Raw genomic sequence first — 14,539 nt, 5'->3', positions numbered from 1 at the left:
TGGCCGTGCCAGTCTGGCGTGGTTCCCTGCCAGGTGCCGGATGGCAAATTTCCAGTGTTGTCATGCCCTTAAGCGCAATTCTTCCGATTCAAGACTCGGGCGCCAGTCTGCTTCAGGCGAGCAGTAGCGATGTCGACGAGCATTGCGCTTCGCTCGGAGGCTGGCGGCTGAGCTACGACCAGATCAGCGCCGGCGCCTTCAGGGGCAGCTTTACCCAGCTCTCCCTGCCGCGACTCGACGTCTTTCGTGAGATCACCAGTCAGCAGGTCCGCCAACACGGTCTGCTGGGCGACGGCTGCTTTGGTATTGCTCTGCCGTGGCAGGGTGACGGTGAGATCAATTGCAACGGCGCCAGCGTTGCAGGCGCCCAGGTCATCGCCTGCATCGACGCCGAAATCGACATCTGCACGCCGAAGTCGTTCGAGCTGCGCGGCGTCGTCGCCAGCGCGGCGCTGATCGAGGAACTCGCCGCCCGGCTCGATATCGAGCTGCCGCGCGTGGTCTGGCATCAGCTGCGGGTGATCGAAATGGCACAGGCGCCGGTCGCGCGATTGCGAGCCCACCTTGCGGCCATTCACGACACCATCACGACCACGCCCGAACGATTCGACCAACCGGCCGTCCGCGCGGGGCTCGAAGACGCCCTCCTCGTCGAGATCATGGACATGCTGCCGACCGCACGCGCGAACGATTCCGGCCGCAGCGCGGCGGCGCGCAAGCGCACCGTGGAACGTGCCCGGGCGCTGATGCATGGCAGCGGCGAGCGTACGCTCTCGCTGCTGGAGGTCTGCAAGGCGGTCGGCGCCAGCCCGCGCAAGCTCGGCTATTGCTTCCAGGAGGTGTTGGGCACGAGCCCGATGCACTATTGGCGCGCGATGCGGCTGAACCGCGTGCGGCGTGATCTGAAGCGCGCCGCCGGCACGGGCGCCTCCGTTTACGACGTCGCCGTACGGCACGGCTTCTGGCACTTCAGCCAGTTCTCGCTCGACTACAAGCGCCATTTCTCCGAGCTGCCATCGGAGACGCTGCGGCGCACCAGACTGGCGCCTTGAGGCGCACCGCTCGCCTCTACCAGGTCGGCAGACAGTTCCTTGAAGCGAGTTTCCAGGAACGCCTTCACGGGCTCTGAGTGGTTCTAGCGCCCCCTGAAGCGCGGCTTGCGGCGGGCCAGGAAGGCCTCGACGCCTTCCTTGTGGTCCTCGCTGAGACTCGCGAGTGCGAACTGATCGATGTCCATGTGGCTGGCGAGATCGTCCAACGCGTGCGCGAGCCGGTTCACGGTGAGTTTCGTCATTGCGACCGAGAGCGGCGGCTGTGCGGCGACTTTCCGGGCAAGCTCCATGGCGGCGTCGAACGCGTGGCCGGGTTCGGTCACCTGCTCCACCAAGCCCCATTCATGAGCCTCGTCCGCGCTGATCCGCTGGTCGGCCAGGATCACCGCCTGCTTGGTGCGGGCCGGTCCGATCAGATGCAGCATGCGCGGGATGCTCTGCCAGCTCATGTTCATGCCGAGCCCGATCTCGGGCACGCGCAGATGCGCATCGCGGCCCATGATGCGGAAATCGAGTGCCACGGCCAGCGCGACGCCGCCACCAACGCAAAAGCCCTCGATCGCCGCGATCGTGATCTGCTCCATTTCCTGCCAGGCTTGCGTCAAGCGCGGCCCGAGCTTGAGATGCCGCCGCAGCGTGCCGAGATCCATGTCCTTGCGCGAACGTCCCTCTGCGTCCTTGAGGTCGAACCCGGCGCTGAATGTGCTCGTGCTGCCGGTCAGCACCACGACGGAGGTCGCCGCGTCGTCCTCGAAGCTGCGCGCCGCCGCGGTGAGCTGGCGCAACGCTTCCGGCGAGAGCGCGTTGATGCCGTCGCCGCGGTCGAAGCGCACCACCGCAATCCGTCCCTCAGGCCCAAGGCCCTTCTCGATCTTCACGTAGTCCGTCACCATCGTCTCCACCCCGTCTGCGGCGATACTAGCGCAGAAGCTTGGCTGCGAATACAGGCCCGATTGCGCTGCAACGAATACTCGACAGGCAGGGACCATTGCGCCTATCCTTCCGCCCATGAGCCACGAGCACGAACATCATCACGATCACGACCATTCCGAGCTGTCGGAGACCGAGCTGCGCGTGCGCGCGCTCGAGACGATCCTGACCGAAAAAGGCTATGTCGAGCCGGCCGCGCTCGATGCCATCATCCAGGCCTACGAGACCAAGATCGGCCCGCATAATGGCGCCCGCGTCGTTGCCAAGGCCTGGACAGATCCAACCTTCAAGAAGGCGTTGCTGGACGACGGCAGCAAGGCGATCGGCACGCTGGGCCATGTCAGCCGCGTCGGCGACCATCTCGTCGTCGTCGAGAACACGCCTGGACGCCACAACATGGTCGTGTGCACGTTGTGCTCCTGCTATCCCTGGGAAATGCTGGGGCTGCCGCCGGTCTGGTACAAGGCCGCGCCCTACCGCTCACGCGCCGTGAAGGACCCGCGCGGGGTGCTCGCCGATTTCGGCGTCGCCTTGCCGAAGGACACGGAAATCCGGGTATGGGATTCCACTGCGGAGACGCGCTTCCTGGTGCTGCCGATGCGCCCCGAAGGCACCGAGGGCTGGAGCGAAGAGCAACTCGCCGGGCTCGTCACACGCGATTCCATGATCGGCACCGGCTTGCCGCGAAAGCCCGGAGCGCCATCATGAACGGCGTGCACGACATGGGCGGCATGGACGGGTTCGGCAAGGTCGAGCCCGAAGCCAACGAGCCGATGTTTCACGAGCAGTGGGAGTCTCGCGTGCTGGCCATGGTGCGCGCAATGGGCGCAGCCGGCGCCTTCAACATCGACACCTCGCGTTTTTATCGCGAGACCTTGCCACCGCACGTCTACCTGTCGAGCTCGTACTACAAGAAGTGGTTTCTCGGGCTGGAGGAGATGCTGATCGACAAAGGCTACCTCACCCGCGAGGAGGTCGCCGCCGGCCATGCGATGCAGCCTGGAAAGGCGCTCAAGCACGGCAGGTTCGATCTCGCCAATGTCGAGCGCGTGATGGTGCGGGGCAAGTTCGACCGTCCTGCTCCGGCACCGGCGAAATTCAGCATCGGCGACCGTGTGCGCGCGAAGAACATCCATCCGACGACGCACACGCGGCTGCCCCGATACGTGCGCGGCCATGTCGGAGTCGTCGAGCTCAACCACGGCTGCCACGTCTTTCCTGACACGGCCGCGATGGAGCGCGGCGAGAATCCGCAATGGCTCTACACCGTGGTGTTCGAGGGCCGCGATCTCTGGGGCCCTGACGGTGATCCAACCACGAAGGTCTCGATCGACGCGTTCGAGCCCTATCTGGACCCCGCATGAACAGCAGCACACAAGCCGCCGCCGCGGCGACGGCGGCGATCCCCAGCATTCCCCGCGACGATGAAGGCCCGGTGTTCCGCGCGCCTTGGGAAGCGCATGCGTTCGCGATGGCCTTGACGCTTCATGAGCGCGGCGTGTTCACCTGGCCGGAATGGGCCGCAGCACTCGCTGACGAGATCAAGCGTGCCCAGGCGGCGGGCGATCCTGATACGGGTGAGACCTACTACCTGCATTGGCTCGCCACGCTTGAAGGTCTTGTTGCGCGCAAGGGTGTCGCCTCGACGGAAACACTGCACCGCTATCGCGACGCCTGGGACCACGCCGCCGATCGGACCCCGCACGGCAAGCCGATCGAGCTGCAGCCGGAGGATTTCCGCTAACCGACCGAAGCGTGCATGCGGGTCGAGCGCGATATTGCCCAACCGCGGGCGCGATCATTCGAGCAGCAAAACGGTCATTCCTCACGCACTTGCATCCCTGCACGCGGAAGAGCCATTCCGCCTGCTCGCGCTTTGAACTGAATCTAAGCTGGGCCTGTTGACCTCGGGCAAACGCACGAGATAACCGATGCGCGTAACAGCCGTTTCGCCGTGGGGACCCCGTGAGCGCGCCAATTCAGCAAGGACCTACGATTACCATCTTGGCCGAGGAGGAGCCCATCGAGATCGGCTTTCCGATGGTGGCCGCCTATCATGGCCAATCCGCGCTCGCCATGGCCGCGATCGTATTCCAGGCGCAGCGTGCCGCGTTCGCCTTGCTGTCGCCGCAAGCTGTGCCGGCACGACGCGACATCAGCATCGTGAGCGGACACCCTGGCCCCGGTGTGCGCGACGCCTTCGAGGTCATCACCCGCGCCGTGACCCGCGGAGCTTATGTCGTAGACCGCTCGCTGCCCGATGCGAGATTCGTAGCGGGCCACGCCATTTCGTACAGCTTTCGAATTACGCTGGGTGAACGCACCGTCGAGATGGCGTTGCGGCCGGGCGTTCTGCCCGGGCGGTTTTTCGAGCTCGTGTTCACCAGGGATCGCACAACAGAGCAGGAGCGTGAGCTGAGCGCATTGAAGCGTGCCGTTGCGCAGGATGTGCTCGCCAAGGAGCCAGACACCCTCTTCACGATGCGGGTGAGCTGAAAGATGAAGCCGGGACTTGCGCTCAGCTTTGGCTACGAGGACGGGTCGCTGCATGCTTTGACCAGCGCAGGAACGGCGCCGGAAATTCTGCTCCGCGACATCTATTCGCTGCCCGGGATCGACCTGAACGATTTCAGCGTCCTCTTCGTGAGCATGCATAGCGATCAGCGCTTCCTGGCGGCTCGCGCGCTCCAGATCGAGCAATTCCTGGTTCGCGGCGGCGTCGTCGTCGCCAACGGTCATCATGCCTATTCCTATCTTCCGCGCATGGCAGGCTTTCACACCATTCACCATTACAGGCTCAGCGACATCACCGTGCTGCGCCTCACCGATCATCCCATCTGGCACGGCATCGATCCGCGCGATCTGACCTTCCGCCGCGGCGTGTCCGGGTTCTATGGACGGGTCTGGCACGAGGCGCCGCCGGATGCGCAAATCATCCATGCGCTTGGCAAGCCGGACATGCCGCTGGACTTCATCTATCCCGTCGGTCGCGGTCACGTGCTTTTCCATGGGGGAAACGACCTCTGGACCTTTGGCGGCGAGGACAAGCAACTGGCTTCCCGGATCATGCAATGGGTCGCAGGAGAGCGAGACGTTCAATGAGCCTGGCGATCCTTGACGGCGGCACGTTTTATCATCACGCGGCAATCCACGGTCAGCGCTATCGAGAGCTGTTCGACAAGACCATCTATGCCCCCGAGCTCACGGCTGATGCCTTGGTCGGCGTCACATTCCTGATCGTTCCGGATCGTGTCAATCCGAATATTCTTCGCACCAAGCGCGACGTTTTGATCGATTTTGCAAAAGCCGGGCACACGCTGGCCGTGTTCGGCGAAAATCGTGCTGACACATGGTTGCCGGGCGTCACGTGGGCGCCACGGCCAACCAATTTCTGGTGGTGGCTCGACAAAGACGCGCGTCCGCCGAACCGTCTGCTGGCGTCCGAGCACGAGTTCTTCCAGGCGGTGCCATTCGAACATACGATATGGCACTTTCACGGCGTGCTAACTCCGCCTGCGGGGGCCCGGGCGTTGATCGACGTTCCGGCCGATCCGCAGGGCCGCGACAGCGGCGGCGCGTTGCTCTACGAGGATCGCGTCACCCTGCCCGGCAGCATGCTCGTCTCGACGCTGGATCCATTCTATCATCACGGCAGCAACTTCATGCCCGCAGCCACGAAGCTTCTCGACGGCTTCCTGCCCTGGGCCAGGGCGAAGGCCGCTCTCCGAGCTTATTCCAGCGACGTCTGATCTCAACGCGCCGCCAGATCCGGCACTCTGCCTCGCAAGCCGTGCAGCGGCACGATCGCCGATGCCGTCTCTTCGTCCGCATGAACATCCACGCGGCGCACCGGCACGCCATACATCCGGGCGAGATTGCCTTCCGTCAGCACCACCTCGGTGCGGCCCGCAATGTGGGTGGCATCCCGCTGCATCAGCAACGTCGTATGGGCGATGCCGATCGCGTGGTCGGGGTGATGCGTCGTGAACAGTACGGTCAAGCCTAATGAGCTTGCAAGGCGAAGGAGCAGACGAAGAACGACGCCCTGGTTGGCGATGTCGAGCGCCGACGCAGGCTCGTCCAGCACCAGCACCTTGCAGTCGCTAGCCAGTGCGCGGGCCAGCAAGACAAGCTGTCGCTGCCCGCCGCTGAGCCGGTCATAACGCTGCTGCGCGAGCGCCGTGAGGCCGACCTCCTCGAGACATGCATAGGCGCGCTCCCGGTCCTTGCGGTTCGGTGAGCTGAACCTGCCGAGGTAGCGGCTTCGACCGAGCAGAACCATGTCCGCCGCGCTATAGGACTGATCCGCCGTCAGTGCCTGCGGAACGAAACCCACGTGGCCGTCGATGGCGACGATTCCTTCCTTGAGCCTCAGCGTCCCGCTGATCGCCCTCAGCAGGGTGGTCTTGCCACAGCCATTGGGCCCGAGGATCGCTGCGATCTTGCCGGCGGGAAAGGTCGCCGACAGTCCACGAAAGAGCCACTGCCCGGACCCGTAGCTGTGGCCTGCATTCTCGATTTGGATCATGCCGCGCCACTCTTCGTGGTGCGCCGAAGAAGCAGCGCAAAAATCGGGGTGCCGACCAGGGCCGTGATGATTCCGACCGGAATCTCCGCCGGCGTGAGCGACCGCGCCAGCGTGTCCGCCACAACCAGAAAGATGGCGCCAAGAACCGTCGATACCGGCAGAAGCCGGCGGTTGTCTGCCCCGACCATCATGCGCGCCAGGTTGGGAATGATGAGACCCACCCAGCCGATGGTGCCGCTGACCGCAACCTGGGACGAGATCGCAAGACACGCCGCGGCAAGCAGGATCAATCGGTCCCGAGCCGGATTGACGCCGAGGGTTCGGGCCTCGTCGTCTCCAAGCGAAAGAACGTTCACGCGCCACCGCATCCCAATGAGAACGATGGCTGCGAGCGTGGTGCAGAATGCAATCAAGCCGAATTGCGGCCAAGTCGAAGATGCAAAGCTGCCTAACAGCCAGAATACGATCACCTGCAATGTCGTCTCGGGATCGGCGAGGTAAGTCACGAGTCCGACCAGCGCGCTGCAGAACGCGCTGACGACCACCCCCGCGAGAACGAGCGTAAGGATCGGCGAGAGATTGTCGCTGCGATGAAACGCAAGCACCGCCAAGAGCGCCAGGGCGGCTCCGCCAAACGCTCCGACCTGGACGAGTGGTCCGAACCCGACCAGATAGATGACGGTGACGCCCCCGAGGGCGGCACCGGAGGATGCCCCGATCGTCTGCGGGCCGACGAGCGGATTGCGGAAGATGGCCTGGAGCACCGCGCCGCAGAGTGACAGACCGGCGCCTGCGATGGCGGCGGTGAGCACGCGCGGCAGCCTCACCGTTTCGACCACCACGGACTCGGTGGTCGTCCATGTCACTTTGACGGCGACCAGGTGAGACAGGATGATCGACAGGACCGTGTCGAACGGGACCTGATACCGTCCCGATGCGACCGACCACAGCAAGACGAGGACCAAGCTCGCAACGAGCCCAACGCAGAGCAGGCCGTAGGATCGTTCACCTGACGATTGGGCCCGTGTCGCCGATCGTGAGACAGCGCTGTCCATCAATGAGCCCGATATGCTTCGTAGCCGGCCGAGCCCGCGTTTTCCTGCAGAAATAGGATGCGGTCCAACTCCTCGTCCGTCGGATCGTAGGCATAGAGAAAGCCAAACCAGTCCCTCACCGACCTACGAATGTCCACCTGCCCACGCTCAGGATGCAGCAGACCCGCCAACCAGAGCCAGCCAAGGGCCGACTCGTGACTTGGCGGATCCCAGCGGTAACCGCCCAGCGGAACGCGATAGACGCGACGAGCCCGAACCGCATCGACGCCCTGCCAGCGCGGGTCGCTGTAGAGATCGGACGGCATCGCTGAATCGAAGTTTCCGAGCAGGATGACCTGCGGATTCCACGCCAGGATCTGTTCGATGGTCACGGTGCTGATTGAAGGCGTGCTACCGATCGCGTTCTGTCCGCCGGCCAATTGGATGGCGAGATCCTGCGCCGTGCCTTGGCCGCTGACGCGCAGCATGTTGGTCGCGCGATTGAAGTAGAGTACGCGTGGCCGCTGGGTCGATGATAGATCGGCAAAGCGCGATGCCAGGGACTGACGTATCTCTTCCTGCTTGCCGAGAAGTTCGGCGGCCCTTTCTTCCCTGCCCGCGATCTTCCCCATCAGCCTCACGTACGCGACGTAATTCTCGAACGAGCCCACACGCATTCCGACGACGGGTATTCCGGTTCGATCCAATGGCCCGATGACTTCGTTGCTGTTGGCCCATTGGAAAATGGCATCCGGTCGCAATGCGAGGATCGCCTCCACATTTGGAGCGAAATTCGAGGCGTCTCCCCCGGTCGTCACGCCCGTTTGAATTTGCTTGAAGCCTGGAAACAGCTTTCCGGAAATGCCCTCCTGCATCGCGCGTGCGGCGTATTCGTTCATGCCGACGATCTTCCTCTCGCTGCCATCGATCGCCATGAAGGTCGAGGGCGCCGGAATCGGGATGATGACCAGACGTTCCGGCAGTCGGCTGAATGAGATACTGCGATTGCGCTGGTCAGTCAGATCAATCGCATGAGCCGAGCTGAATGCGCCGAGCGCAATCACGAAGCTCCCCCCCAAGCCCAGCAATGATCTTCCCCAGCGCAACGACGGCAGCATGAAATTCGAGAACCTCGGGGGGCGCCAGCGAGGATCTGCGCGGCGCCGCGACATGGCTACATAGTGCCATGAGAGGAAAACGCAAAACCAAAATGTTCGTCCCGCGCTGCAAGTGGCGATCTGCAGAACTGGAATTATTCAAAAGAACGAGTAGGCGCCGCTCGACCACGACGATGCGTGATCGAATTGCGTGCATCGACCGCTTGCGCGATGAGCATCGCAGACGCCGCAATTTGAATAACTCGAAACTCGTCTGCGGACCATGGCTCACGCGCCTGCAACACGATAAGGACCCCGAGGCTGAGGGAATGCTGAGGGATATCGCTGATGTTGTTGAGGACCGCGCTTGATTGCAAAAGGAGCTGGATCTTTTCGTCGACCTGCAAACTGAGCTTCGGATTTGCCTGTGTCGTGACCGCGGCATCGAGCGTGATCGCCGAAGCCCAGACCGCGAGCGGCTCATCTCAGCAATCCGTGCTGCCGGCCGTGACAGTCGAGGCTGGAAAGCCGGCGACGCCGCGCCGCACGAGACGGCAGAGCACGGCGCGTGCGACGCGGCAAACTCAATCACCCGCCGTTCAGCCGGCGCAAGGCCGGCAAGCCACGGCAGCGGCTCCCGAAGGCACGAACAGCGATTCCCTGAAGCCGATGGGCGGCAGGCTGCCGCAACCGGGCATTCCTCATCCGCCGACGCAGAGCATTTCGGTTGTCGACCGAGCGCAGATCGAGGCGACGTCGCCAACTGGTCTGCTCGATGTGCTTGCCTCTGTCCCGGGGATATCGATCGCCCGCTCCGGTGGCATCGGCGGCCAGATCTACTTGCGAGGGTTCTCGTCAAACAACTTCCGCTCACCCCTGTTCATCGACGGCGATCGCTTCCGCGGCCGCAATACGCTGCAGCTCAACTATCTTGCCCCTGATGAAGTCGAGCGCGTGGAGGTCATCCGCGGTCCAGGCTCCGTCGTCTACGGCAGCGAGGCGCTGACCGGGCTGGTCAACGTCGTGACCCGATCGTACAGCGGCGACACGTCGGGGCCGTTCCGGTTCACGGGCGGCGGCTGGTCAGCTGGTTACGGCAGCGTCGCCAACTCGTTCAGCACCTATGATTGGGTCAAGGGCGCCGGACAGGGTTTCGATTTCATCGGCGGTTTTGCCGGCCGCTGGGGTAGCGACTATCAGACTGCGCTCGGAACGGTGCCGAACAGCGACTATCAGAGTGTCGGCGGCAACATCAAGCTCGGCTACACGCCCGATATCGGCCAGAGGCTCGAGCTTTCGTTGCGCTCCTACAGCGAGGTGGACGGGCGCGCCGGCGGTGTCGGCGGAGCGCCGGGCGCGCCATACCTGCAGGTCCGACAGGATCCCAATCAGGTGCATTCGGCGCGCATCGCCTATACCGGCGAGCTCGACGGCCTGGTGAAGCACGTCGAGACATCCTTCTACGTCAACTATTTCGATACGAAGCTGTCGACGATCAACAATACGATCAACGCCGCGGGCATCGCCACGAAGACTGTCAGGTCCACCAGCCATGTCATCGGTCCGCTGGTGATCGGCGGGCGCTCACTGGCTGAAATTCCCTGGCTCGGTCCTTGGGGCGCAACAAAGACGACGCTCGGCCTCGATGGCTTCCGGGAAGCACGGCCGGGCAGCGAGTCGACGTCCGAGACCATCACCCGCAACGGAACGACGGGGGTCGTGACAAGCGACGTGATTTCTCCTTACACCAAGCAAGGCCCCGACACGACGCAATCCAACGTCGGCGCGTTCGTCCTGCATGAATGGAAGCCGATTCAGCCGCTGACGCTTTCGGCAGGCGGCCGTTTCGACTGGTTCAACACGACAACTGATACCTCGCCGCTCGCCTCGACCATTCCTGCAAATGTCAGAGCGGTATACGCAAGCAAGACCAACGTGGATCAAACGGCTCCGACCGGCAGCCTCGGATTCGTCTACGCCGTCCTGCCAAACGTCGACCTGCTCGGCAACGTGGCGACCTCGTTCCGCCAGCCGACGAATTCCGAGCTGTTTGCGGTGACGGCCACCCAGCTCCCCAATCCGAACCTGAAGCCGGAGAGCGGCGTGACGTATGAAGGAGGCGCACGCTTTCATACGACCAATGCGGAGCTCAAGGTCACTGCGTTCGATACGCACTACGAGAACTTTCTTCAAACGGTCGCAGTAACGCTCAACGGCGTCGGCGGATACACCCAGTCACAGAACGTCGGCAAGGCCGAGGTGACCGGCGTCGAGGTGGAAGCGCGCTGGCAAGTGACGCCGGCCGTCAACCTGTTCACGAATTTTGCCCAGCTGCGCGGCACCAACACGGTGACGGACAAGCCGCTGCCCTTTCTCGCCCCGTATCGCGGGCGGGTCGGGATACAATACGCGGACCCGAGCGGCGCCTACTCGATCCTTGGCGTGATCGATTGGGCCGCCAGCAAGACCCGGATCGATCCGGCGCAGGAATATACGACCTCGGGCTACGCCATTCCCAAGCTCTATGCGACGCTTCAACTGGGCAAGCTGGTATCCCCTCAACTCGGCGATACCAAGCTGATCCTCGGCGTGGAGAACATCTTCAATACGGCTTATGTCGACGCATCGACGTTCGTGAATCGCTCCTATCCGCGGAGCTTCACAAACCCTTTGGTGGAGACCGGCCGCAACATCTCAGTGAAAGTGCAGCACACCTTCTAGCGGGCATCATCTGCCCGCCACAAACTCCCGCCATCCCTTCGCCCGCAGGCTGCACGCCGGGCACTCCCCGCAGCCATAGCCCCAGTCGTGCTGCGCGCCGCGTTCGCCGAGATAGCAGGTGTGGGAGTGCTCGCGGATGAGATCGACGAGGCCGTCGCCGCCAAGATCCTGCGCGAGCTGCCAAGTCGCGGCCTTGTCGATCCACATTAACGGCGTATGCAGCTCGAAGTTGCGCGCCATGCCGAGCGAGAGCGCGACCTGCATGGCGCGGATGGTCTCATCGCGGCAGTCGGGATAACCGGAATAATCGGTCTCGCACATGCCGCCGACGATGTGCGTGATGCCGCGCCGGTAGGCCAGCGCTGCCGCAAACGTCAGGAACACAAGGTTGCGGCCGGGCACGAAAGTGTTGGGTAGGCCGTCCGCGCCCATTGCGATCGCGACGTCGCGGGTCAGCGCCGTGTCGGACACGGCCGCCAGCGTCGGAATCGACAGCGTGTGGCTCTCGCCCAGCTTTGCGGCCCAATCGGCCCGCAGCCCCTTGATGCCGTCGAACAGCCGGTCACGGCAGGCAAGCTCGATAGCGTGGCGCTGGCCGTACTCGAACCCCAGCGTCTCGACCCCCGCAAAGCGGCTCAAGGCCCAGGCGAGGCAGGTGGTGGAATCCTGGCCGCCGGAGAACAGCACCAGCGCGGTTTCGGAGGAAAATGCGTCACTCATGCCCGCGCTTTAGCATTGCGCGACTTGCCCGCCAATCCGTGGAAATCGGCCCGTTCCGCGCGCCTGCGCTGGGAACGGCGGCCCGCTTTTGGCATAAGGCTCTGGACCCAGGAGACCACCCCGCAATGACCCCTTCCCGCGACATTTCCCGCCTGATCGAGATCATGGCGGCGCTGCGCACGCCGGTGACCGGCTGCCCCTGGGACCTCGAGCAGGATTTTGCGACCATCGCACCCTACACGATCGAGGAAGCCTATGAGGTGGTGGACGCCATCACCCGCGGCGATCTCGACGATCTCAGAGAGGAGCTCGGCGACCTCCTGCTCCAGGTCGTGTTTCACGCCCAGATGGCGTCCGAGCAGAACGCATTTGCTTTTGGAGACGTCGTCGAGGCCATCACACGCAAGATGATCCGGCGTCATCCCCACGTCTTCGCCGACAAGGACGGCAATCTCGCGCCCTCCCACGTCAAGGAAGTCTGGGACCGCATCAAGGCCGAAGAGAAGGCCGAGCGCGCTGCGCGCCGACCGCCGGAAGACGCGGCCGGGCATAAATCGCTGCTGTCGGGCGTGAAGGCCGGCCAGCCGGCACTCACCCGCGCAATGGAGCTGCAGCGCAAAGCCTCCACCGTCGGCTTCGACTGGAACGATCCGCGTGCGGTGCTGCAAAAGATCCGCGAGGAGGCAAACGAGATCGAAGCGGCGCTGGATCGCAACGACAAGCAGGAGCTGGCAGAGGAAACTGGCGACCTCATGTTCGCCCTGGTCAACCTCGCCCGCCATGTCGATGCCGATCCGGAAGCTGCGCTGCGTGCCACTAACGCAAAATTCGAGCGGCGCTTTGCCTATATCGAACGCGCGCTTGAGGCGCAGGGCCGGACGCTCGAGCAGGCGTCGCTTGAGGAGATGGACGCGCTGTGGAATGCGGCGAAGGGTGAGGAGACAGCGTCAGAGGAGCGCAATCGGGCCCGCCGCTAACGGCACGGCGTCTGCGCCAAGCGCGCCTCAGTCGCGCGCAGGACCCGGCAGGACAGCACCGTTCAGCAGCAGTGCGCAGCTCGCGGCGGGACCTATGTCGCGTGCGGCACGGCGTCGAACCGCGACACGACGATGTCCCGCTTGGTCTCATCCACCCGCACCGTCATGTCGAAGCGGCCGTCGTGCAGCTCCTTCGACAGCACCTCGGCATTGCGATGCAGCCAGCTGATGCCGGCGCCGTCGGTGGCATCGATGGACAGATCGAGCGTCGTACGCTTGGCCGCGAGGCGTTGCTCGATCGCGGCGAGCAGCGCGTCGATGCCCTCGCCCGACACGGCCGAAACCAGCATCGCCGGATGATCCTCCGGCCTGCGCGCGGCGATATTGAGCAATTCTTCGCGCTGCTCAGGGGCGAAACGGTCGATCTTGTTCCAGACCTCGATGATGCGGCCGGAATCGTCGGGGTTGATGCCGAGCTGGCGCAGCACGGCATCGACGTCGCTCTGCTGGGCTTCGGCATCTTCATGAGAGATGTCGCGCACATGCAGGATGACGTCGGCTTCGAGCACCTCTTCCAGTGTGGCACGGAAAGCGGCGACGAGCTGGGTCGGCAGGTTGGAGATGAAGCCCACAGTATCCGACAGCATCGCCTTGCCGCCATGCGGCAGGTTGAGCGCACGCAAGGTCGGATCGAGCGTCGCGAACAGCATGTCGGCGGCCTGAACGTCGGCGCGGGTCAGACGGTTGAACAGCGTCGACTTGCCGGCATTGGTGTAGCCAACCAGCGCGACCACGCGATACGGCACGCGTTGGCGGCCGGCGCGATGCAGACGCCGCGTCGCCTGCACCTTCTTCAGTTCGCTCTCGAGCTTGGAGATGCGCTCCTGGATCAGGCGGCGGTCCGCTTCGATCTGCGTCTCGCCGGGGCCGCCCATGAAGCCGAACCCGCCGCGTTGGCGTTCGAGATGGGTCCACGAGCGCACCAGGCGCGAGCGCTGATAGTTGAGGTGCGCAAGCTCCACCTGGAGCGAGCCTTCTCTGGTCTTGGCGCGGCGGCCGAAGATTTCCAGAATGAGCCCGGTACGGTCGAGCACCTTGGCTTGCCATTCCTTCTCGAGGTTGCGCTGCTGGATCGGCGACAGTGCGCAATCCATCACCACGAGCTCGACCTCCAGCGTCTTGATCAGCCCGGCGATTTCCTCGACCTTGCCCTTGCCGATATAGGTCGCGGGCCGGATCTGGCCGACCGGCGCTATGATGGCATCTGCAACGACAAGATCGATCGCGCGGGCGAGGCCCGCAGCCTCGTCAAGCCGCGCCTCCACATCGCGCATCGCATGGCTTTCCGATTGCGCGTCGGCACCACCCCCACGCACTCTCAGGTAGGGGCCGATGACAAGCACCCGTCCCGTATGAGCCCCTGCCGACCGCGGCCGGTCGGCATCCCCGCCGAAATTCCGGGGTTCCAATCAGATCACTC

16 protein-coding genes are annotated in these 14,539 nt (G+C 63.9%); 9 read left to right on the top strand and 7 right to left on the bottom strand.

The annotated features are described in order from the left end of the window. Positions 1-62: 62 nt before the first annotated feature. Positions 63-1,052 carry a helix-turn-helix domain-containing protein gene (locus tag ASG57_RS02215; protein ID WP_024341792.1) on the top strand — a complete coding sequence of 330 codons (990 nt, stop codon included), beginning with the start codon at positions 63-65 and terminating at the stop codon, positions 1,050-1,052. 83 nt (positions 1,053-1,135) lie between these two features. On the opposite strand, the gene ASG57_RS02210 is transcribed toward ASG57_RS02215, so the two are convergent. Beyond that, positions 1,136-1,942 (bottom strand): enoyl-CoA hydratase/isomerase family protein, encoded by an 807-nt coding sequence (locus ASG57_RS02210; RefSeq protein ID WP_024341791.1) that lies wholly within the window; start codon positions 1,940-1,942, stop codon positions 1,136-1,138. Positions 1,943-2,060: 118 nt separating this feature from the next. Between ASG57_RS02210 and nthA the strand changes: the two genes are divergently transcribed. The 6 genes from nthA (at position 2,061) to ASG57_RS02180 (ending at position 5,731) form a co-directional block, all read left to right on the top strand. After that, complete coding sequence (gene nthA / locus ASG57_RS02205; RefSeq protein WP_024341790.1) at positions 2,061-2,690, top strand: nitrile hydratase subunit alpha; 630 nt, start codon at positions 2,061-2,063, stop codon at positions 2,688-2,690. Then, positions 2,687-3,346: a nitrile hydratase subunit beta gene (gene nthB / locus ASG57_RS02200; protein WP_024341789.1), complete on the top strand. Its 660-nt coding sequence runs from the start codon at positions 2,687-2,689 to the stop codon at positions 3,344-3,346. Before nthA ends, nthB begins: the two co-directional genes overlap by 4 nt. Then, positions 3,343-3,726: a nitrile hydratase accessory protein gene (locus tag ASG57_RS02195; protein ID WP_024341788.1), complete on the top strand. Its 384-nt coding sequence runs from the start codon at positions 3,343-3,345 to the stop codon at positions 3,724-3,726. Before nthB ends, ASG57_RS02195 begins: the two co-directional genes overlap by 4 nt. Positions 3,727-3,986: 260 nt before the next feature. Continuing rightward, positions 3,987-4,478: a hypothetical protein gene (locus ASG57_RS02190; protein WP_051160717.1), complete on the top strand. Its 492-nt coding sequence runs from the start codon at positions 3,987-3,989 to the stop codon at positions 4,476-4,478. Between the two features lie 3 nt (positions 4,479-4,481). Further along, on the top strand, positions 4,482-5,084 hold the full coding sequence (locus ASG57_RS02185) for a hypothetical protein (RefSeq protein ID WP_024341786.1): 603 nt from the start codon (positions 4,482-4,484) through the stop codon (positions 5,082-5,084). Further along, positions 5,081-5,731, top strand: a complete 651-nt coding sequence (locus ASG57_RS02180; RefSeq protein ID WP_024341785.1) for a hypothetical protein — start codon at positions 5,081-5,083, stop codon at positions 5,729-5,731. The genes ASG57_RS02185 and ASG57_RS02180 overlap by 4 nt, the downstream gene beginning before the upstream one ends. A 2-nt stretch (positions 5,732-5,733) precedes the next feature. On the opposite strand, the gene ASG57_RS02175 is transcribed toward ASG57_RS02180, so the two are convergent. From ASG57_RS02175 to ASG57_RS38335, 4 genes are all read right to left on the bottom strand, one after another. Further along, a complete protein-coding gene (locus ASG57_RS02175) occupies positions 5,734-6,510 on the bottom strand; it encodes an ABC transporter ATP-binding protein (RefSeq protein ID WP_024341784.1) in 777 nt (258 codons plus the stop codon). Beyond that, entirely contained in the window at positions 6,507-7,565 is a 1,059-nt protein-coding gene (locus ASG57_RS02170) for a FecCD family ABC transporter permease (protein WP_029674379.1), read from the bottom strand. The genes ASG57_RS02175 and ASG57_RS02170 overlap by 4 nt, the downstream gene beginning before the upstream one ends. Continuing rightward, positions 7,565-8,662 carry an ABC transporter substrate-binding protein gene (locus ASG57_RS02165; protein WP_028145814.1) on the bottom strand — a complete coding sequence of 366 codons (1,098 nt, stop codon included), beginning with the start codon at positions 8,660-8,662 and terminating at the stop codon, positions 7,565-7,567. Before ASG57_RS02165 ends, ASG57_RS02170 begins: the two co-directional genes overlap by 1 nt. A gap of 134 nt (positions 8,663-8,796) precedes the next feature. Continuing rightward, the gene (locus ASG57_RS38335) at positions 8,797-9,048 is read right to left on the bottom strand and encodes a hypothetical protein (protein ID WP_162250028.1); all 252 of its coding nucleotides are present in this window, start codon (positions 9,046-9,048) and stop codon (positions 8,797-8,799) included. Between the two features lie 25 nt (positions 9,049-9,073). On the opposite strand from ASG57_RS38335, the gene ASG57_RS02160 reads away from it, so the two are divergent. Then, positions 9,074-11,362, top strand: coding sequence for a TonB-dependent receptor (locus ASG57_RS02160; RefSeq protein WP_230646519.1), 2,289 nt, complete (start codon positions 9,074-9,076; stop codon positions 11,360-11,362). Between the two features lie 6 nt (positions 11,363-11,368). Here the strand turns inward: ASG57_RS02160 and queC are convergent, their stop codons facing one another. Continuing rightward, positions 11,369-12,082, bottom strand: coding sequence for a 7-cyano-7-deazaguanine synthase QueC (gene queC, locus ASG57_RS02155; protein WP_024341780.1), 714 nt, complete (start codon positions 12,080-12,082; stop codon positions 11,369-11,371). A 125-nt stretch (positions 12,083-12,207) separates the two neighbouring features. On the opposite strand from queC, the gene mazG reads away from it, so the two are divergent. Continuing rightward, entirely contained in the window at positions 12,208-13,059 is an 852-nt protein-coding gene (gene mazG / locus ASG57_RS02150; protein WP_024341779.1) for a nucleoside triphosphate pyrophosphohydrolase, read from the top strand. 92 nt (positions 13,060-13,151) lie between these two features. Here mazG and hflX read toward each other — a convergent pair whose 3' ends face one another. After that, a complete protein-coding gene (gene hflX, locus ASG57_RS02145) occupies positions 13,152-14,528 on the bottom strand; it encodes a GTPase HflX (protein WP_024341778.1) in 1,377 nt (458 codons plus the stop codon). Positions 14,529-14,539 lie beyond the last annotated feature (11 nt).

The organism is Bradyrhizobium sp. Leaf396, assembly GCF_001424605.1.
Lineage (GTDB): Bacteria > Pseudomonadota > Alphaproteobacteria > Rhizobiales > Xanthobacteraceae > Bradyrhizobium > Bradyrhizobium japonicum_C.
Note: the sequence above shows the minus strand (reverse complement) of the source record. Positions and strands in the feature narration are given on the sequence as shown.

Bases quoted from the DNA above. Each gene is read 5' to 3' on its own strand.
- ASG57_RS02215 (WP_024341792.1), top strand. From the start codon at position 63: ATGCCCTTAAGCGCAATTCTTCCGATTCAAGACTCGGGCGCCAGTCTG.
- nthA (WP_024341790.1), top strand. From the start codon at position 2,061: ATGAGCCACGAGCACGAACATCATCACGATCACGACCATTCCGAGCTG.
- nthB (WP_024341789.1), top strand. From the start codon at position 2,687: ATGAACGGCGTGCACGACATGGGCGGCATGGACGGGTTCGGCAAGGTC.
- ASG57_RS02195 (WP_024341788.1), top strand. From the start codon at position 3,343: ATGAACAGCAGCACACAAGCCGCCGCCGCGGCGACGGCGGCGATCCCC.
- ASG57_RS02185 (WP_024341786.1), top strand. From the start codon at position 4,482: ATGAAGCCGGGACTTGCGCTCAGCTTTGGCTACGAGGACGGGTCGCTG.
- ASG57_RS02180 (WP_024341785.1), top strand. From the start codon at position 5,081: ATGAGCCTGGCGATCCTTGACGGCGGCACGTTTTATCATCACGCGGCA.
- ASG57_RS02175 (WP_024341784.1), bottom strand. From the start codon at position 6,510: ATGATCCAAATCGAGAATGCAGGCCACAGCTACGGGTCCGGGCAGTGG.
- ASG57_RS02170 (WP_029674379.1), bottom strand. From the start codon at position 7,565: ATGGACAGCGCTGTCTCACGATCGGCGACACGGGCCCAATCGTCAGGT.
- ASG57_RS02165 (WP_028145814.1), bottom strand. From the start codon at position 8,662: ATGCTGCCGTCGTTGCGCTGGGGAAGATCATTGCTGGGCTTGGGGGGG.
- queC (WP_024341780.1), bottom strand. From the start codon at position 12,082: ATGAGTGACGCATTTTCCTCCGAAACCGCGCTGGTGCTGTTCTCCGGC.
- mazG (WP_024341779.1), top strand. From the start codon at position 12,208: ATGACCCCTTCCCGCGACATTTCCCGCCTGATCGAGATCATGGCGGCG.